Genomic DNA, 19,704 nt, shown 5'->3' on the forward strand with positions numbered 1-19,704 from the left:
ACGATGCCTGCGCCGACGGTACGGCCGCCTTCGCGGATCGCGAAGCGCAGCTTTTCTTCCATCGCGATCGGAACGATCAGCTCGACGGCAACGGTGACGTTGTCGCCCGGCATGACCATTTCCGTGCCTTCCGGCAGCGTCACGATGCCCGTCACGTCCGTCGTGCGGAAGTAGAACTGCGGACGGTAATTCGTGAAGAACGGCGTATGACGGCCGCCTTCTTCCTTCGTCAGGATGTAGGCTTCGGCCATGAACTTCTTGTGCGGCTTGACCGAACCCGGCTTGCACAGGATCTGGCCACGCTCAACGCCGTCACGGTTAACACCACGGATCAGCGCGCCGATGTTGTCGCCGGCCTGGCCCTGGTCGAGCAGCTTGCGGAACATTTCAACGCCCGTAACCGTCGTCTTCGACGTGTCGCGGATGCCGACGATTTCAACTTCTTCGCCGACCTTGACGATACCGCGCTCAACGCGACCGGTCACAACCGTACCACGGCCCGAGATCGAGAACACGTCTTCGATCGGCATCAGGAACGGCTGGTCGATCGGACGCTCCGGCGTCGGGATGTAGGCGTCAACAGCGGCCATCAGCTCGCGGATCGCGTCTTCGCCGATCTTCTTGTCCGAATCTTCCAGAGCTGCAAGAGCCGAGCCCTTGATGATCGGAATGTCGTCGCCCGGGAATTCGTAGGACGACAGAAGTTCGCGAACTTCGAGTTCGACGAGCTCGAGAAGCTCGGCGTCGTCAACCTGGTCGACCTTGTTGAGGAACACGACGATTGCCGGAACGCCAACCTGGCGGGCGAGCAGGATGTGCTCGCGGGTCTGCGGCATCGGGCCGTCAGCAGCCGAGCAAACCAGGATCGCGCCGTCCATCTGAGCCGCACCGGTGATCATGTTCTTGACGTAGTCGGCGTGGCCGGGGCAGTCAACGTGAGCGTAGTGACGGTTCGGCGTCTCGTACTCAACGTGGGCCGTCGAAATGGTGATACCACGGGCCTTTTCTTCCGGCGCAGCGTCGATCTGGTCATACGCCTTGAACTCGCCGAAGTACTTCGTGATCGCTGCGGTCAGCGACGTCTTGCCATGGTCAACGTGGCCAATCGTGCCAATGTTAACGTGCGGCTTGTTGCGCTCAAATTTGCTCTTTGCCATTTCCGGCTCTCCGTTTTCTATCCCCTACCGGGGAAAACTCTTAACTTCTGTCAGCGAAAGGGTATTCCGGTCACTTCTGACCGGAATACTTCGCCTGGATTTCCTGTGCGACGTTCGACGGAACCGGCGCGTAGTGATCGAAGGTCATCGTGTACTGTGCGCGACCCTGAGACATCGAACGCAGGTTGTCGACGTACTTGAACATGTTCGCGAGCGGCACGTTTGCGGCGATGACGACAGCAACGCCACGCGATTCCTGGCCCTGGATCTGGCCACGACGAGAATTCAGGTCGCCGATAACGTCACCGACATAGTCTTCCGGCGTTACGACTTCGACCTTCATCATCGGCTCGAGAAGCTGTGCGCCAGCCTTCTTGGCCGCTTCACGGAAGCAAGCACGCGATGCGATTTCGAAGGCCAGAACCGACGAGTCGACGTCGTGGAATGCGCCGTCGATGAGCGTCGCCTTGACGCCCAGCATCGGGAAGCCAGCGAGCGGACCCGAAGACAGAACGCTTTCGATACCCTTCTGAACGCCCGGGATGTATTCCTTCGGAACAGCACCGCCGACGATCTTGGATTCGAACTTGAAGTCTTCGCCTTCCGGGTTCGGTTCGAAGACGATCTTGACGCGCGCGAACTGACCGGTACCACCGGACTGCTTCTTGTGCGTGTAGTCTTCTTCGTGCTGGCGCGTGATGGTTTCGCGGTAAGCAACCTGCGGCGCGCCGACGTTTGCTTCAACCTTGAACTCGCGACGCATGCGGTCGACGATGATGTCGAGGTGAAGTTCGCCCATGCCGGCGATGATCGTCTGACCGGATTCCTGGTCAGTCTTGACGCGGAAGGATGGGTCTTCGGCAGCCAGACGGTTGAGCGCGAGGCCCATCTTTTCCTGGTCGCCCTTGGACTTCGGCTCGATCGCGATCTGGATGACCGGCTCGGGGAACTCCATGCGCTCGAGGATAACCGGCTTCAGCGGGTCGCAGAGCGTGTCACCCGTCGTGGTTTCCTTGAGACCAGCCAGAGCAACGATGTCGCCTGCGAAGGCTTCTTCGATGTCTTCACGGCTGTTGGAGTGCATCTGCAGCATGCGGCCCACGCGCTCGCGCTTGTCCTTGACCGTGTTCATGACCGACGAGCCCTTTTCGAGCTTGCCCGAGTAGATGCGCGCAAAGGTCAGCGAACCGACGAAGGGGTCGTTCATGATCTTGAACGCGAGCATCGAGAGCGGCTCGGCATCATCAGCGTGACGCTCGATCTCTGCTTCGGTCTTGGCGTCGATACCCTTGATCGCCGGAATGTCGAGCGGCGACGGCAGGTAGTCAACAACAGCGTCGAGAAGCGGCTGAACGCCCTTGTTCTTGAACGCGGTACCGCAGAACATCGGGTGGAACTTCACGTCGATGGTACCGCGGCGAACGAGTTCGCGGATCTTGTCATTCGAGGGCATGTTGCCTTCGAGATAGGCTTCCATCGCAGCTTCGTCGATCTCGACAACGGTCTCGATCAGCTTTTCGCGATATTCTTCGGCCTTGTCCTTCAGGTCGTCCGGGATTTCGACAACGTCCCACTGAGCGCCGAGGGACTCGTCGCGCCAGACGAGGGCGTTCATCTCGATCAGATCGATAACGCCCTTGAATTCGGTTTCAGCGCCGATCGGCAGCTGCATGACGACAGCCGTTGCACCGAGACGGGTCTTGATCATCTCGACCGAGCGGTAGAAGTCGGCGCCGGTCTTGTCCATCTTGTTGCAGAAGATCATGCGCGGAACATTGTACTTCTCAGCCTGACGCCAGACGGTTTCCGTCTGCGGCTCAACACCGGCGTTGGCGTCGAGAAGCGCAATAGCACCGTCGAGAACGCGCAGCGAACGCTCGACTTCGATGGTGAAGTCAACGTGGCCGGGGGTGTCGATGATGTTGAAGCGGCGGGTCTTGCCGTCACGACCCTTCCAGAAGGTGGTCGTGGCAGCAGAGGTGATGGTGATGCCGCGTTCCTGCTCCTGCTCCATCCAGTCCATGGTCGCAGCGCCGTCGTGGACTTCGCCGATCTTGTGGGACTTGCCGGTGTAGTACAGGATGCGCTCAGTCGTCGTGGTCTTGCCAGCGTCGATGTGCGCCATAATACCGAAATTACGGTAGTCTTCGATTTTGTATTCGCGTGCCATAGTGGACTGCCTCTTGAGACGTTCGCGCCAGAATTACCAGCGATAATGCGAGAACGCACGGTTGGCATCAGCCATCTTGTGCGTGTCTTCGCGCTTCTTCACGGCGCTACCACGGTTGTTCGCTGCGTCCATGAGTTCGCCGCACAGGCGATCAACCATGGTCGTTTCGTTACGCTTGCGTGCGGCCGCAATCAGCCAACGGATGGCGAGGGCCTGGCGACGCTCCGGACGAACATCGACCGGAACCTGGTAAGTTGCACCACCGACGCGGCGCGAACGCACTTCAACGTGCGGCGCGATGTTGTCGAGCGCAGAGTGGAATACGGTGATCGGCTCTTGCTTCAGCTTGACCTGAACCGCATCGAACGCGCCGTAGACAATGCTTTCGGCAACAGACTTCTTGCCGTGCAGCATGATGGCGTTCATGAACTTCGTGACAACCAGATCACCGAACTTCGGATCCGGATTGATCTCGCGCTTTTCTGCTTTATGACGTCGGGACATACTTCTCGTCTCTTCAAACTGTTTCAGCGCTTTACCACGCGGAGGACCTCGCGCAGCGCCGGGATTTTCAAAACCGAATTACTTCGGACGCTTCGCACCGTACTTCGAACGACGCTGCTTGCGGTTCTTGACGCCCTGCGTATCGAGAACACCACGGATGATGTGGTAACGAACGCCCGGAAGGTCCTTAACGCGGCCGCCGCGGATCATGACAACCGAGTGTTCCTGAAGGTTGTGACCTTCACCCGGAATGTAGCCGATGACTTCGAAGCCGTTCGTCAGACGAATCTTGGCAACCTTACGGAGAGCCGAGTTCGGCTTCTTCGGGGTCGTGGTGTAAACGCGGGTGCAAACGCCACGCTTCTGCGGGTTTTCCTGCAGAGCAGGAACCTTATTGCGCTTTACCTGTGCCTGACGAGGCTTGCGGATCAGCTGGTTTACGGTAGGCATATACCCATCCCTTGCAAAATCTTATCACGTTACCCTTGCGGGCGGATCGTTGCCGTCGCCGGCAGTTTCGAACGCCTCATGAAATGCGCAAAACAGGGGCCGATCCGCTTTTCCGCAGATGGCCCCAAATAAAGCAGAGGACGCACTATCGTGCGCGTCTTGCGTGCAGCATTGTAGTCGTCGGCGTGCGTTTCGAACCTTGTTTGAGGCGAACTCCAGAACGCGACGTTCCGAACCAGCCAGCCTCACATGGGCTCCGATGCGGCGGGGTGTACTGATTTCAAGGCCAACAGTCAAGGGCAATTAAGAAATATTCTATCGCGCGCAGGCCTGACATGCCTGCAAAACAAGGCTTTTGCACATGGTTTCGAACCTGGTGCCCGCCTCTTTGGCCCTTCGACAGGCGGAGTGTCGGATAGGGTTAAGGAATCGGCAACCACTTTGTGGGGGTTTTCCACCATCTTCGAGTCGGTCGCTGCAGAAGCATTCGAGGCGCGATGCATTTCCATCGCGCCGGACAAAAAAGGGCGCTAAGGTCGCGCCAGCCAATCGAAAGGAAACAATATGGCCGTCACCCCAGACAACGACAATGCCCCGGACGAACCGATGGTGTTCATCATCACCGGCAAGGCCTATGAGACCGACGGCGACGAAGACGGCGTGGACATTCACGTGATGCTCAAGGCGCCCGACGACGATACCGCTGTTCGCGAAGCACTGAACGCCCTTGCCGAAGAGGGTTTTCTCGAGGCTGATCTGGACCAGATCGGCACACTGACCGAGATCCCGAGCGACGAACCCCACGCCTCCGCCTACCAGGGCGCACTCGAAGGCGAAGTGGCGATCATCCGCTTTAGCTAATCTTTGCAGTCAAGTGACCTTCGCCCTCGCCGTTGCCGCGCGGGGCGACCGCCCAAAAGAAGAAGCCGCCGAGATCGCTCTCGGCGGCTTCTTCTTTGTGTGGGTCAGAGGGCGGAATAACCCGCCCTCCCCGCTTATTCGGCTGCAGCGTTCTCGTTGGCGAGATCGGCAAGCATTGGCGTTGCTGCCTCGGCGCCCGTGCCACGACGACGTTCTTCCAGGATCATTTCGTCGCGCGCGGTTGCGATGCGGCGGATCTGGGTCATCGTGCCACCGGTACCGGCCGGGATCAGACGGCCGACGATGACGTTTTCCTTCAGGCCCTGCAGGCCGTCCGTCTTACCAGCGATCGCCGCTTCGGTCAGGACCTTGGTGGTTTCCTGGAACGAAGCCGCCGAGATGAAGGACGGTGTCTGCAGCGACGCCTTGGTGATGCCGAGCAGGACCGGATCGCCGTATGCCGGCTTCTTGCCCTGTTCGATCAGGCCGTCGTTGACGTCTTCGAGCTCGATCCGGTCGACATTGTCACCGACGATGTAGGTCGAGTCGCCGGCATCGGTGATTTCCACCTTCTGCAGCATCTGGCGAACGATGACTTCGATGTGCTTGTCGTTGATGACAACGCCCTGCAGTCGGTAGACTTCCTGGATTTCGTTGACCAGGTAGGAAGCAAGTGCTTCCACGCCCTTGATCGCCAGGATGTCGTGCGGCGCCGGGTTGCCGTCGAGGATGTAGTCGCCCTTTTCGATGTAGTCGCCATCCTGAAGATGGAAGGGCTTGCCCTTCGGGATCAGGTACTCGACCGGCTCGACACCGTCTTCCGCCGGCTCGATCAGAACGCGACGCTTGTTCTTGTAGTCGCGGCCGAAGCGAACGGTGCCATCGATCTCAGCGATGATGGCGTGATCCTTCGGACGACGGGCTTCGAACAGTTCGGCAACACGCGGCAGACCACCGGTGATGTCCTTGGTCTTGGCGCTTTCGAGCGGCGAACGAGCGAGAACGTCACCCTGGCTGACCTTCTGGCCGGGTTCGACCGAGAGGATCGCGTCGACCGAGAGCAAGAAGCGGGCTTCGCCGCCGCGCGACAGCTTGGCAACTGCGCCGTTCTTGTCCTTGATGACGATCGCCGGCTTGAGGTCCGTACCACGCGGGGTCGAACGCCAGTCGATAACCTGGCGCTTGGTGATACCGGTCGACTCGTCGGTCGCTTCGAGCACCGAGATGCCGTCGACGACGTCTTCGAAGTGAACGGTACCTTCTACTTCCGTCATCATCGGACGGGTGTAGGGGTCCCACTCGGCGAGACGCTGGCCGCGCTTCACCTTGTCGCCATCGTCGACGAGGATCTTCGAACCATAGGCAACACGCTGCGACGAACGCTCGACGCCACGCTCGTCCAGGATCTGGACCGCCATGTTACGGCCCATCGCGACGAGTACGCCGTCCGAGTTGCGCAGCATGTTGCGGTTCTTGATCTGGACCGTCCCTTCGTAGGACGCTTCCAGGAACGACTGGTCGACCACGGTCGCCGTACCACCCAGGTGGAAGGTACGCATGGTGAGCTGGGTGCCCGGCTCACCGATCGACTGTGCAGCGATAACGCCAACCGCTTCGCCCATGTTGACCGGCGTACCACGAGCCAGGTCGCGGCCGTAGCAGACGCCGCAAACGCCCGTCTGGATTTCGCAGGTCAGCGCCGAGCGGATGCGGATCGACTGGATACCAGCCTTCTCGATCTCGATGACGTCGGGTTCCAGGATCATCCGGCCGGCATCGACGATGCGAGCGCCCGTGACCGGGTGATCGATGTCGTCCAGAGCCGTACGGCCAAGAATACGAGCGCCAAGCGAGGCCACAACCTGACCGGCGTCGACGATCGCCGTCATTGTGAGACCGTTTTCGGTGCCGCAATCGACGGAGTTGACGATGCAATCCTGCGCGACGTCGACGAGACGACGGGTCAGGTAACCGGAGTTCGCAGTCTTCAAGGCGGTGTCGGCCAGACCCTTACGGGCACCGTGGGTCGAGTTGAAGTACTCGTTAACGGTGAGGCCTTCCTTGAAGTTCGAGATGATCGGCGTCTCGATGATTTCGCCCGACGGCTTGGCCATCAGGCCGCGCATGCCGCCCAGCTGGCGCATCTGGTTCGGAGAACCACGGGCGCCGGAGTGCGACATCATGTAGATCGAGTTCATCGGCTTCTGACGACCGTTTTCGTCGAACTCCACCGCCTTAATGCGGGCCATCATTTCGTCGGCGACCTTTTCGGTCGCCTTGCCCCAGGCGTCGACAACCTTGTTGTACTTTTCGCCCTGGGTGATGAGGCCGTCGTTGTACTGCTGCTCGTATTCCTTCACGAGCGCTTCAGTATCGCCGACGATCTTCACCTTGGTGTCCGGGATGACCATGTCGTCCTTGCCGAACGAAATGCCGGCGCGGCAAGCATGGGCAAAGCCGAGCTGCATGATGCGGTCGCAGAAGATGACCGTGTCTTTCTGACCGCAGTGACGGTAAACCGTGTCGATCATCTTGGAGATGTTCTTCTTGGTCATTTCCTGGTTGCAGGTCTCGAACGGCACGTTGACGTTGCGCGGCAACAGTTCGCCGATGATCATGCGGCCAGGCGTCGTTTCGTAGATCTTCGAAACCGGGTTGCCCTCGGCATCGACGGTCTTGAAGCGGCCACGGATCTTGGCATGCAGGGTCACGGCCTTGGTTTCGAGCGCGTGATGCAGCTCGCCCATGTCCGAGAACGCCATGCCTTCGCCCGGCTCGTTCTGGTTCAGGATCGACAAGTAGTAGAGACCGAGAACCATATCCTGCGACGGAACGATGATCGGCGCGCCGTTTGCCGGGTGCAGAATGTTGTTCGTCGACATCATCAGCACGCGTGCTTCGAGCTGGGCTTCGAGAGACAGCGGCACGTGAACGGCCATCTGGTCACCGTCGAAGTCGGCGTTGAAGGCCGTGCAGACGAGCGGATGCAGCTGGATCGCCTTGCCTTCGACCAGGGTCGGTTCGAAGGCCTGGATGCCCAGGCGGTGCAGCGTCGGCGCGCGGTTCAGGAGAACCGGATGCTCGCGGATGACCTCGTCGAGGATATCCCAGACTTCCGGCTTTTCCTTTTCAACGAGCTTCTTGGCCTGCTTGACGGTCGAGGAGAAGCCCTTGGCGTCAAGACGCGCATAGATGAACGGCTTGAACAGCTCGAGCGCCATCTTCTTCGGAAGACCGCACTGGTGCAGCTTCAGTTCCGGACCGGTTACGATGACCGAACGGCCGGAATAGTCGACGCGCTTGCCGAGCAGGTTCTGACGGAAGCGGCCCTGCTTGCCCTTGAGCATGTCGGACAGCGACTTCAGCGGACGCTTGTTGGCGCCGGTGATGACGCGGCCGCGACGGCCGTTGTCGAACAGCGCATCGACAGATTCCTGCAGCATGCGCTTTTCGTTGCGGATGATGATGCCCGGAGCACGCAGTTCGATCAGGCGCTTCAGACGGTTGTTACGGTTGATCACGCGGCGGTAGAGATCGTTCAGATCCGACGTCGCGAAACGGCCACCGTCGAGCGGCACGAGCGGGCGCAGATCCGGCGGGATCACCGGAACGACCTTCATGATCATCCATTCCGGACGATTGCCGGAATCCATGAAGTTCTCGACGATCTTCAGGCGCTTCATCAGCTTCTTCTGCTTCAGATCCGAGGTCGTCTCAGCGAGCTCGGCGCGCAGGTCACCAGCGATCTTCTCCAAATTCATCGAAGCGAGCATTTCATAGATCGCTTCAGCGCCGATCATGGCGGTGAACTGATCTTCGCCGAACTCATCGACGGCGAGCATGTAGTCTTCTTCGCTGAGGAGCTGGTTTTCCTTCAGCGACGTCAGACCCGGCTCGGTCACGATGTAGTTTTCGAAGTACAGAACGCGTTCGACATCCTTCAGCGTCATGTCGAGCAGCGTCGAAATGCGTGAAGGCAACGACTTCAGGAACCAGATGTGGGCGACGGGAGCGGCGAGCTCGATGTGGCCCATGCGCTCACGGCGAACGCGCGACAGCGTGACTTCGACGCCGCACTTTTCGCAGATGATGCCCTTGTACTTCATGCGCTTGTACTTGCCGCACAGGCACTCGTAGTCCTTGATCGGGCCAAAGATGCGCGCGCAGAACAGACCGTCGCGTTCCGGCTTGAACGTACGGTAGTTGATCGTCTCCGGCTTCTTGATCTCACCGTAAGACCAGGAAAGAATCTTCTCCGGCGAGGCGATCGAAATCCGGATGGAATCGAAGGTCTGTGCAGGCACCTGCGGATTGAAAAGATTCATGACCTCTTGGTTCATGCCTGTCTCCTTTACGGGCTTTACGCCCTGAGCTTGGCGAGGGTGCCGACAAATCCCGGGCGCCGGCCCCTGCCCCTTAAACAGCTAAAACCGCATTGGCTGCGGCTCTGTTCCTGCCGAAGACGTCAGCGTCTTCAGGCGGAAACGGTGCGCGCCGCATCGCGGCACGCACCTTGGGTCTCTTTACTCGGCTGCGTCCGGCAACTGTGCCGCCCCAGCCTCGTCGACCTTCGAGTTTTCGAGCTCGACCGAAAGGCCCAGCGAGCGCATTTCCTTGACGAGAACGTTGAAGCTCTCCGGAATGCCCGCTTCGAAGGTATCGTCGCCACGGACGATCGCTTCGTAGACCTTGGTACGACCGGCAACGTCGTCCGACTTGACCGTCAGCATTTCCTGCAGGGTGTAGGCCGCGCCGTAAGCTTCCAGCGCCCAGACCTCCATTTCCCCGAAGCGCTGACCGCCGAACTGCGCCTTACCGCCCAGCGGCTGCTGGGTGACGAGCGAGTACGGACCGATCGAACGGGCGTGGATCTTGTCGTCGACCAAGTGGTTGAGCTTCAGCATGTAGATGTAGCCCACGGTCACCTGACGGTCGAACTGATCGCCGGTACGGCCATCGTAAAGCGTCGACTGACCGGTTACCTTCAGGCCCGCCTGCTCCAGCATCTCGTTGACGTCGGCTTCGACAGCACCGTCGAAGACCGGCGTCGCGATCGAAACGCCGCGACGGGTCTGCTCGGCCAAGCGCACGATCGACTCGTCGTCGTACTGCTTGATCGGCTCGCCCTTCGGGCCCGACCCGATGACGCTGTCGATGGTGTCGCGCAGCGGCTGGATGTCGGCGCCTGCCTTATAGGCATCGAGCATCGCGCCGATCTTCTTGCCCATGCCGGCGCAAGCCCAGCCGAGATGGGTTTCGAGGATCTGGCCGACGTTCATGCGCGAAGGCACGCCGAGCGGGTTCAGAACGACGTCGACATGCGTGCCGTCTTCCAGGAACGGCATGTCTTCGATCGGCACGATACGCGACACGACACCCTTGTTGCCGTGACGGCCGGCCATCTTGTCGCCCGGCTGGATCTTGCGCTTCACAGCGACGAAGACCTTGACCATCTTCATGACGCCCGGAGGCATTTCGTCGCCGCGCTGGACCTTCTCGACCTTGTCCATGAAGCGCTGTTCAAGGCGCGACTTGGATTCGTCGTACTGGGCGCGCAGAGCTTCGATCTCGCCCTGAGCCTTTTCGTCTTCGACGGCGAACATCCACCACTGCGAGCGGGGGTATTCGCTGACGACGAGGTTCGAAAGCTCGGTGCCCTTCTTGAAGCCCTTCGGGCCGGCAACGGCCGTGTGGCCACGCAGCATGTCGACGAGACGTGCGTAGACGTTGCGATCGAGGATCGCCTGTTCGTCGTCGCGGTCCTTGGCGAGGCGTTCGATTTCCTCGCGCTCGATCGCCATCGCGCGTTCGTCCTTCTCAACGCCGTGGCGGTTGAAGACGCGAACTTCGACGACGGTACCGAAGGTGCCCGGGGGCATGCGCATCGAGGTGTCGCGAACGTCGGAAGCCTTTTCACCGAAGATGGCGCGCAGAAGCTTTTCTTCCGGCGTCATCGGGCTTTCGCCCTTCGGCGTGATCTTGCCGACGAGGATGTCACCCGGCTGAACCTCAGCACCGATATAAACGATACCGGCTTCGTCGAGGTTACGCAGCGCTTCTTCCGAAACGTTCGGAATGTCGCGGGTGATTTCTTCCGGACCCAGCTTCGTGTCACGCGCCATCACTTCGAATTCTTCGATGTGGATGGAGGTGAACACGTCGTCGCGCACGATCCGCTCGGAGAGCAGGATCGAGTCTTCGTAGTTGTAGCCGTTCCACGGCATGAACGCGACGAGCGCGTTGCGGCCGAGCGCCAGGTCACCGAGGTCGGTCGAAGGACCGTCGGCGATGATGTCGCCCTTGTTCAGAACGTCACCGACGGTAACCAGCGGGCGCTGGTTGACGCAGGTGTTCTGGTTCGAACGCTGGAACTTCTGCAGACGATAGATATCGACGCCCGACTTCGACGGATCGAGGTCTTCGGTGGCGCGGATAACGATACGGGTCGCGTCAACCTGGTCGACGACGCCGCCACGACGGGCAGCGATTGCTGCGCCGGAGTCACGGGCAACGACCGGCTCCATGCCGGTGCCGACAAACGGCGCTTCGGCGCGCAGCAGAGGCACGGCCTGACGCTGCATGTTCGAGCCCATCAGTGCACGGTTGGCGTCGTCGTTCTCAAGGAACGGGATGAGCGCGGCCGCGACCGAAACGAGCTGCTTCGGCGAAACGTCCATCAGGTTGATGTTGTCGCGCGGAGCCAGCATAACTTCGCCGGCGTGACGGCAAACGACGAATTCTTCCGAGAACGAACCGTCGCTCTCAAGAACCGAGTTTGCCTGCGCGACGTGGTACTTCGCTTCTTCCATCGCCGAGAGATAGACGACGTCGTTCGTCACCTTGCCGTCAACGATCTTGCGGTACGGGCTTTCGATGAAGCCGTACTTGTTGACGCGGGCGAAGGTCGCAAGCGAGTTGATCAGACCGATGTTCGGGCCTTCCGGCGTTTCGATCGGGCAAATACGGCCGTAGTGCGTCGGGTGAACGTCGCGGACTTCGAAGCCGGCGCGCTCGCGGGTCAGACCACCCGGGCCAAGTGCCGAAAGACGGCGCTTGTGGGTGATTTCCGAAAGCGGGTTCACCTGGTCCATGAACTGCGACAGCTGCGAGGAGCCGAAGAATTCGCGGACGGCTGCGGCAGCCGGCTTGGCGTTGATCAGGTCCTGCGGCATGACCGTGTCGATCTCGATCGACGACATGCGTTCCTTGATCGCGCGCTCCATGCGCAACAGACCCAGGCGGTACTGGTTTTCCATCAACTCGCCGACCGAACGAACACGGCGGTTGCCGAGGTTGTCGATGTCGTCGATTTCGCCCTTACCGTCGCGCAGTTCGACGAGCATCTTGACGACAGCCAGGATGTCTTCCTTGCGCAGGATACGGACGGTATCCGCAACTTCAAGGTCGAGGCGCATGTTCATCTTGACGCGGCCGACGGCCGAGAGGTCGTAGCGCTCGGCGTCGAAGAACAGCGTGTTGAACATGGCTTCCGCGGAATCCATGGTCGGCGGCTCGCCCGGACGCATCACGCGGTAGATATCGAACAGAGCGTCCTGACGGTTCTCGTTCTTGTCTACGGTCAGCGTGTTGCGGATGTACGCGCCGACATTGATATGGTCGATGTCGAGAACCGGGATTTCGTCGAAGCCGGCCGACAGAATGACGGGAAGCGTCTTCTCGTCGATCTCGTCGCCTGCTTCGAGGTAGATTTCACCGGTTGCGAAGTTGACGACGTCTTCGGCAAGATAGTTGCCGTAGAGGTCATCATTGGTCGCCTTGAGCGCCTTCAGACCCTTGTCCTGCAACTGACGAAGCAGACGCGGGGTCAGCTTCTTGCCAGCTTCAACGACGACTTCACCGGTGTCGGCGTCGACCATCTCGGTGATGGCCTTCTGACCCTTCAGGGCATCCGGCTGGAACGGCACGCGCCAGCCTTCGCCGTCGCGCTGGTAAAGCGACTTCGTGTAGAAGGTGTCGAGGATTTCCTCGCCGTCCATGCCGAGCGCCATCAGCAGCGACGACACCGGAATCTTGCGGCGGCGGTCGATACGGGCATGCACGATGTCCTTGGCGTCGAACTCGATGTCGAGCCAGGAACCGCGGTAAGGAATGACGCGTGCTGCGAAGAGCAGCTTGCCCGACGAATGGCTCTTGCCCTTGTCGTGGTCGAAGAACACGCCCGGCGACCGGTGCATCTGCGAAACGATAACGCGCTCGGTACCATTGACGATGAAGGTACCGTTGTCGGTCATGAGCGGCATGTCGCCCATGTAGACGTTCTGTTCCTTGATGTCCTTGATCGACTTCGCGCCGGTATCCTCGTCGATATCGAATACGATGAGGCGCAGCGTCACCTTGAGCGGCGCTGCGTAGGTCAGATCGCGCTGACGGCATTCCTCGACGTCGAACTTCGGCGGCTCGAATTCGTAGGACACGAACTCAAGCATCGATGCGCCCGAGAAATCCTTGATCGGGAAAACGGACTTGAAAACAGCTTGGAGCCCCTCATCAGGGCGACCGCCCTTGGGCTCTTCAACCATCAGAAACTGGTCGTAGGATGCCTTCTGAACCTCGATGAGGTTCGGCATTTCTGCGACTTCTGGAATTTTACCAAAAAACTTGCGTACGCGCCTGCGACCGTTAAACGAAAGGGTCTGAGCCATCGTCGCTCCTTGTCAATCTTGCATCCGGGCCTGCAACGGACGGGAACCGATGGCCAGTCGACCCCGTCAATCAATGAGTAGTCCAATCTCGTCCAGCTAACGGAAAACGCTCAGCGCGGATTGCTGTGCTGCCTTCCGTTCGAGACCATCCTCTTGAAGAACCCATTACCCAAAAGCCGTTTTTCGACAGGCTTTTGGGTAATATGTTCCAAAAACGGTCAAAGAGAGGCGGCCGAAATGGCCACCTCCCCTTGCAAAATGCCGAATTACTTGACGTCAACCTTGGCGCCAGCGTCTTCGAGCTTCTTCTTGAGGTCAGCAGCTTCAGCCTTGGAAACTGCTTCCTTAACCGGCTTAGGAGCGCCTTCGACGAGGTCCTTGGCTTCCTTGAGGCCGAGACCGGTGATGGCGCGGACTTCCTTGATGACGTTGATCTTGTTGGCGCCAGCGTCAACGAGGATAACGTCAAATTCGGTCTTTTCTTCTTCAGCAGCAGCAGCAGCACCGCCGGCAGCGCCGCCAGCAACAGCAACAGCTACCGGAGCAGCAGCCGAAACGCCCCACTTCTCTTCGAGCAGCTTGGAAAGCTCAGCAGCTTCCAGAACGGTCAGCGAGGAGAGGTCTTCAACGATCTTTGCGAGATCAGCCATTTTACTTTTCCTTTTGTTCGGTTCGAACTGGTTTTAAATACAACAGCGAAAATCCGCCTTAGGCGGCTTCGTCCTTCTTGGCATAGGCCGAGAACACGCGAGCAAGCTGGCTTGCCGGTGCTGCAACAACCGTTGCGACGCGGGTTGCCGGGGCATTGAGAAGGCCCAGCAGCTTTGCGCGCAGCTCGTCGAGCGAAGGCAGGGTCGCGAGCGACTTGACTGCTTCGGCGTTGAGCGTGGTTGTGCCCATGGCGCCACCGAGAACAACGAGCTTGTCGTTGGTCTTGGCGAAATCCATGACGACCTTAGGAGCCGTGATCGGGTCTTCGCTGTATGCGATCAGCGTCTGACCCTTGAAGAGATTGCTCATCCCTTCCGACTCGGTGCCCTGAAGAGCGATCTTGGCCAGGCGGTTTTTCGCGACTTTGACGGTGCCGCCAGCAGCGCGCATCTTCGAACGGAAGTCGTTCATCTGCGCAACTGTGACACCAGCATAGTGGGCCACGACAACCGAACCGGAAGCCTTGAAGACTTCGTTCAGCTCCGTGACGAATTCGCGTTTTTCCGCTCTTTCCACTGTCTGTCTCCAGTAGGCAGGGTTGCAATACTGCAGCCCCGCCGGGTTTGCCTTTGTCACCCGAGATCGAGCTCGATCCCACGTAACGCTTAAGGATCCTGTCCCTTGGCGTTCCCGGAAGAGCCGGGTCTGACACAAGGCAAGCGAGGTTCGAACCGAATTTCGACGCCTCCGGCGCCATAGCGAAATTCAGATCTTACCCGTCTCATGCAGGCCGAAGTGATTAAGGTAAAACCACCCGCAATCTCGGACAGGAGTTCCGGACTTGACGTCCGGAATTCCCGGCCCCGAAAGGCCGGGAATTTGGTACCGGGCCGAAGCCCGAAAACGATTAAGCGACGCTGAGCGTGGCCGGGTCGATCTTGAGGCCTGGGCCCATGGTCGACGAAATAGCGACGCGCTTGACGTAGTTGCCCTTGGCGCCGGTCGGCTTTGCCTTGATCACTGCGTCTGCGAAGGCACGGATGTTTTCTTCCAGTGCCTTGGCATCGAAGGATGCCTTGCCGATGCCGGCGTGAACGATACCGGCCTTTTCGACGCGGAACTCGACGGCGCCGCCCTTGGATGCCTTGACGGCACCAGCGACGTCCATCGTGACGGTGCCGACCTTCGGGTTCGGCATCATGCCACGCGGGCCGAGAACCTTACCGAGGCGACCGACGAGCGGCATCATGTCCGGGGTTGCGATGCAGCGATCGAAATCGATCTTGCCGCCCTGAACGATTTCAACGAGCTCTTCCGCGCCAACGACGTCAGCACCGGCAGCCTTGGCTTCGTCAGCCTTGGCGCCACGTGCGAAAACGGCGACGCGAACCGAGCGGCCGGTGCCGTTCGGCAGGTTGACGACGCCGCGGACCATCTGGTCGGCGTGGCGCGGGTCAACGCCGAGGTTCATCGCAACTTCGATGGTCTCGTCGAACTTGGCAGTTGCACGTTCCTTGACCATCGAAACGGCCTCGGTGAGACCGTAGATCTTCGTCGGATCGACGCCCTCGCGGGACTTCTGTACACGCTTTGCAATCTTCGCCATGGTCTTAGCCTACCACTTCCAGGCCCATAGCGCGGGCAGAGCCCTCGATCATGGCCATTGCGCCTTCGATATCGGCAGCATTGAGATCCTTCATCTTGGCTTCGGCGATCGACTTGATCTGAGCCTTGGTGAGCTTGCCAGCCGAGCCACCCTTGCCGGGGGTCTTCGAACCGGACTGGATCTTTGCTTCCTTCTTCAGGAAGTAGCTGACCGGCGGCTGCTTCATGACGAAAGTGAAGGACTTGTCCTGGTAATAGGTGATGACGACCGGGATCGGCATACCCTTTTCCATTTCCTGCGTGGCGGCATTGAACGCCTTGCAGAATTCCATGATGTTAATGCCACGCTGACCGAGCGCAGGACCGATCGGCGGGGACGGATTGGCCGACCCAGCCTTCACCTGCAGCTTGAGCTGGCCTGCAACTTTCTTAGCCATTTCTCTCTGCCTTTCTGAAATCCCCTTGCGACGGATCGCACCGGGATCTGTTACGCCGGTTGCCCGGCTTGTTGCCGATCACGGGGATCGGCGGCTGCGGTTGCGTGGTACGGACGATCCGACCCGGCTAAGGTCGCTCCCCTTCCACGCGCATGCGGATTTCTCCGCCAGAACGGGTCGCAACCCGCCCTATCTCTTGAGATCTTCTCAGACCTTCTCGACCTGACCGTATTCCAGCTCGACCGGCGTCGCGCGACCGAAGATCGAAACCTCGACCTTGAGGCGCGAACGCTCTTCGTCGACGTCCTGAACGACGCCATTGAACGAGGCGAACGGACCATCCGAAACGCGGACCTGCTCGCCGATCTCGAACGAGACCGACGGCTTCGGACGCTCGACGCCATCCTGGACCTGACCAAGGATGCGCTCAGCCTCATGGTCCGGAATCGGAACCGGCTTGCTGTCGGTACCGAGGAAACCCGTTACCTTCGGCGTATTCTTGATGAGATGGAAAGCCTCATCCGTCAGATTGGCGCGAACCAGAACGTAGCCCGGGAAGAACTTGCGCTCGGCGTCGACCTTGCGGCCACGACGCACTTCGACAACCTTCTCGGTCGGCACGAGAATCTTCTCGAACAAATGCTCGAGACCCTTCTGCTTGGCCTTTTCTTCGATCGATTCAGCGACCTTCTTTTCGAAGTTCGAATAGGCGTGAACAATATACCAGCGCGCAGCCATACTACCCTCCACCCAATCAAGCGCCAACGTTGAGGATGAGGCCGATCGCCCAACCCATCAACTGGTCCGCAGCAAAGAAGAAGGCAGCGGCAAAAAAGACCATGACAAAGACCATCAGCGTCGAGATCATCGTCTCGCGCCGAGAAGGCCAAGTCACTTTCGACGTCTCCGAGCGAACCTGCTGCAGAAACGTTACCGGATTCGTTTTGGATGCCATGTAATGCTCACGCCATTACGGCGCGTAAAGCCGATGATTCAGCCCCACGCACCGCGTGTCTGTTTGGACCCTACATAAAGACCGATTCTGAAAACCACAAGAGCCAATCAGTCTTTTTTGTGAATTTCGTCGACCGGGTCACCGGTCCTTAAGCTTTAGTTTGCCGTCCCCTCAGCCTTTATGCAAGCGCGAGAGAAATGGCAGGGGCAGAGGGGCTCGAACCCCCGACCTGCGGTTTTGGAGACCGCCGCTCTACCAACTGAGCTATACCCCTATTCAGCTGCGCCTTCGTCTAACGACGCGTCGCCGCCTCAAGTCAGCGGCTTAATATTCAGTTTGCCGGAGGATGACAAGCACCTTTCACCGAAGAAGCGAAAAAATCCTCATCGAATTGCAACAACCCCCTGCCCTGCCGCCTCCGGCGTCACGAACGGGCGCAAGTCATTGTCGAGCCTGCCGTAATTCCCGCGGCGCGCGAAGTCGGGAATCCGCTATCCTGCCGGCAATTGCCGGGAGCCGAATCATACGTCGCGCATCACGCTGGCCGAATACGGTCCCTGCTGGCTTTGTTGTTTGAAGAGCGAGCCTCAGAGATCGCGACGCTGCTTCACCCTTCGTCCGCGAGGTCCATCACATCGGCAGCACCGCAGTGCCCGGATTGCCGGCGAAGCCGAAGATCGATATCGATGCGGTCATCGCGGATCTGAGAAGGCTGCCGGAGCTGACTGCGCGCCTTCGCAGCATCGGCTACACCTTTCACCGCGATCCGCACGCAAGCGGCCTCTGGACCTTCACCACCGATACGCGCCCCTACGGCACGCGCCTCTATCTTTGCTCTGGCGACAACGCCGCTCATGCGGCACGCCTCCTCTTCCGCGACCAGTTGCGTGAACGGCCGGACTATGCCGAGCGATACGAGACGCTGAAAAAGCGGCTTGCCACAGACGCCAATGGCGATTGGGATATCTACACCCACGGCAAGCGCGACTTTATCGATGAAGTCCTGGCAGCTCCTGCAACGAAAAAGGCCCCGCCGTTGCCAGCGGGGCCTCTCTACTGATCTGAAACCAGCAGATTACTCGACGATCGAGGCTACGATGCCTGCGCCGACGGTACGGCCGCCTTCGCGGATCGCGAAGCGCAGCTTTTCTTCCATCGCGATCGGAACGATCAGCTCGACGGCAACGGTGACGTTGTCGCCCGGCATGACCATTTCCGTGCCTTCCGGCAGCGTCACGATGCCCGTCACGTCCGTCGTGCGGAAGTAGAACTGCGGACGGTAATTCGTGAAGAACGGCGTATGACGGCCGCCTTCTTCCTTCGTCAGGATGTAGGCTTCGGCCATGAACTTCTTGTGCGGCTTGACCGAACCCGGCTTGCACAGGATCTGGCCACGCTCAACGCCGTCACGGTTAACACCACGGATCAGCGCGCCGATGTTGTCGCCGGCCTGGCCCTGGTCGAGCAGCTTGCGGAACATTTCAACGCCCGTAACCGTCGTCTTCGACGTGTCGCGGATGCCGACGATTTCAACTTCTTCGCCGACCTTGACGATACCGCGCTCAACGCGACCGGTCACAACCGTACCACGGCCCGAGATCGAGAACACGTCTTCGATCGGCATCAGGAACGGCTGGTCGATCGGACGCTCCGGCGTCGGGATGTAGGCGTCAACAGCGGCCATCAGCTCGCGGATCGCGTCTTCGCCGATCTTCTTGTCCGAATCTTCCAGAGCTGCAAGAGCCGAGCCCTTGATGATCGGAATGTCGTCGCCCGGGAATTCGTAGGACGACAGAAGTTCGCGAACTTCGAGTTCGACGAGCTCGAGAAGCTCGGCGTCGTCAACCTGGTCGACCTTGTTGAGGAACACGACGATTGCCGGAACGCCAACCTGGCGGGCGAGCAGGATGTGCTCGCGGGTCTGCGGCATCGGGCCGTCAGCAGCCGAGCAAACCAGGATCGCGCCGTCCATCTGAGCCGCACCGGTGATCATGTTCTTGACGTAGTCGGCGTGGCCGGGGCAGTCAACGTGAGCGTAGTGACGGTTCGGCGTCTCGTACTCAACGTGGGCCGTCGAAATGGTGATACCACGGGCCTTTTCTTCCGGCGCAGCGTCGATCTGGTCATACGCCTTGAACTCGCCGAAGTACTTCGTGATCGCTGCGGTCAGCGACGTCTTGCCATGGTCAACGTGGCCAATCGTGCCAATGTTAACGTGCGGCTTGTTGCGCTCAAATTTGCTCTTTGCCAT

General features: G+C 59.7%; 15 protein-coding genes and 1 tRNA gene. 2 read left to right on the forward strand and 14 right to left on the reverse strand.

Annotated elements, in window-relative coordinates:
- From tuf (ACTJKE_RS35705) to rpsL, 4 genes are all read right to left on the reverse strand, one after another.
- Positions 1-1,157 (reverse strand): elongation factor Tu (tuf, locus tag ACTJKE_RS35705; protein ID WP_057252251.1); only part of this gene is annotated, 1,157 nt, incomplete at its 3' end.
- Between the two features lie 70 nt (positions 1,158-1,227).
- Positions 1,228-3,327 (reverse strand): elongation factor G, encoded by a 2,100-nt coding sequence (gene fusA, locus ACTJKE_RS35710; protein ID WP_057252176.1) that lies wholly within the window; start codon positions 3,325-3,327, stop codon positions 1,228-1,230.
- 33 nt (positions 3,328-3,360) lie between these two features.
- The gene (gene rpsG / locus ACTJKE_RS35715; protein WP_057252175.1) at positions 3,361-3,831 is read right to left on the reverse strand and encodes a 30S ribosomal protein S7; all 471 of its coding nucleotides are present in this window, start codon (positions 3,829-3,831) and stop codon (positions 3,361-3,363) included.
- A gap of 78 nt (positions 3,832-3,909) precedes the next feature.
- Positions 3,910-4,281, reverse strand: coding sequence for a 30S ribosomal protein S12 (rpsL, locus tag ACTJKE_RS35720; RefSeq protein ID WP_003507760.1), 372 nt, complete (start codon positions 4,279-4,281; stop codon positions 3,910-3,912).
- A gap of 564 nt (positions 4,282-4,845) precedes the next feature.
- Here rpsL and ACTJKE_RS35725 point away from each other — a divergent pair.
- Positions 4,846-5,142: a transcriptional regulator gene (locus ACTJKE_RS35725; RefSeq protein WP_113133384.1), complete on the forward strand. Its 297-nt coding sequence runs from the start codon at positions 4,846-4,848 to the stop codon at positions 5,140-5,142.
- Between the two features lie 134 nt (positions 5,143-5,276).
- Here ACTJKE_RS35725 and rpoC read toward each other — a convergent pair whose 3' ends face one another.
- The 9 genes from rpoC to ACTJKE_RS35770 all read right to left on the reverse strand — a co-directional run bounded on the left by rpoC (position 5,277) and on the right by ACTJKE_RS35770 (position 17,727).
- Positions 5,277-9,482, reverse strand: a complete 4,206-nt coding sequence (gene rpoC / locus ACTJKE_RS35730; protein WP_057252173.1) for a DNA-directed RNA polymerase subunit beta' — start codon at positions 9,480-9,482, stop codon at positions 5,277-5,279.
- Positions 9,483-9,665: 183 nt separating this feature from the next.
- On the reverse strand, positions 9,666-13,805 hold the full coding sequence (gene rpoB, locus ACTJKE_RS35735) for a DNA-directed RNA polymerase subunit beta (RefSeq protein WP_057252172.1): 4,140 nt from the start codon (positions 13,803-13,805) through the stop codon (positions 9,666-9,668).
- Between the two features lie 266 nt (positions 13,806-14,071).
- Positions 14,072-14,455 carry a 50S ribosomal protein L7/L12 gene (gene rplL / locus ACTJKE_RS35740; protein ID WP_057252171.1) on the reverse strand — a complete coding sequence of 128 codons (384 nt, stop codon included), beginning with the start codon at positions 14,453-14,455 and terminating at the stop codon, positions 14,072-14,074.
- A 58-nt stretch (positions 14,456-14,513) separates the two neighbouring features.
- Entirely contained in the window at positions 14,514-15,032 is a 519-nt protein-coding gene (gene rplJ, locus ACTJKE_RS35745) for a 50S ribosomal protein L10 (protein ID WP_057252170.1), read from the reverse strand.
- 331 nt (positions 15,033-15,363) lie between these two features.
- Positions 15,364-16,062: a 50S ribosomal protein L1 gene (rplA, locus tag ACTJKE_RS35750; protein ID WP_057252169.1), complete on the reverse strand. Its 699-nt coding sequence runs from the start codon at positions 16,060-16,062 to the stop codon at positions 15,364-15,366.
- A gap of 4 nt (positions 16,063-16,066) precedes the next feature.
- Positions 16,067-16,498, reverse strand: a complete 432-nt coding sequence (gene rplK, locus ACTJKE_RS35755; RefSeq protein WP_043626293.1) for a 50S ribosomal protein L11 — start codon at positions 16,496-16,498, stop codon at positions 16,067-16,069.
- 207 nt (positions 16,499-16,705) lie between these two features.
- A complete protein-coding gene (gene nusG, locus ACTJKE_RS35760; protein WP_034795476.1) occupies positions 16,706-17,236 on the reverse strand; it encodes a transcription termination/antitermination protein NusG in 531 nt (176 codons plus the stop codon).
- Positions 17,237-17,252: 16 nt separating this feature from the next.
- Positions 17,253-17,453, reverse strand: a complete 201-nt coding sequence (gene secE, locus ACTJKE_RS35765; RefSeq protein ID WP_034795473.1) for a preprotein translocase subunit SecE — start codon at positions 17,451-17,453, stop codon at positions 17,253-17,255.
- Positions 17,454-17,651: 198 nt separating this feature from the next.
- Positions 17,652-17,727 (reverse strand) — tRNA-Trp (locus ACTJKE_RS35770).
- A gap of 375 nt (positions 17,728-18,102) precedes the next feature.
- Between ACTJKE_RS35770 and ACTJKE_RS35775 the strand changes: the two genes are divergently transcribed.
- Positions 18,103-18,513, forward strand: a complete 411-nt coding sequence (locus ACTJKE_RS35775) for a GrpB family protein (RefSeq protein ID WP_244495666.1) — start codon at positions 18,103-18,105, stop codon at positions 18,511-18,513.
- A gap of 15 nt (positions 18,514-18,528) precedes the next feature.
- On the opposite strand, the gene tuf (ACTJKE_RS35780) is transcribed toward ACTJKE_RS35775, so the two are convergent.
- Positions 18,529-19,704, reverse strand: a 1,176-nt coding sequence (gene tuf, locus ACTJKE_RS35780; RefSeq protein WP_034795467.1) for an elongation factor Tu, incomplete at its 5' end; no start/stop codon positions are given.

It is taken from the genome of Ensifer sp. 22521, assembly GCF_052044795.1.
Taxonomy (GTDB): domain Bacteria; phylum Pseudomonadota; class Alphaproteobacteria; order Rhizobiales; family Rhizobiaceae; genus Ensifer.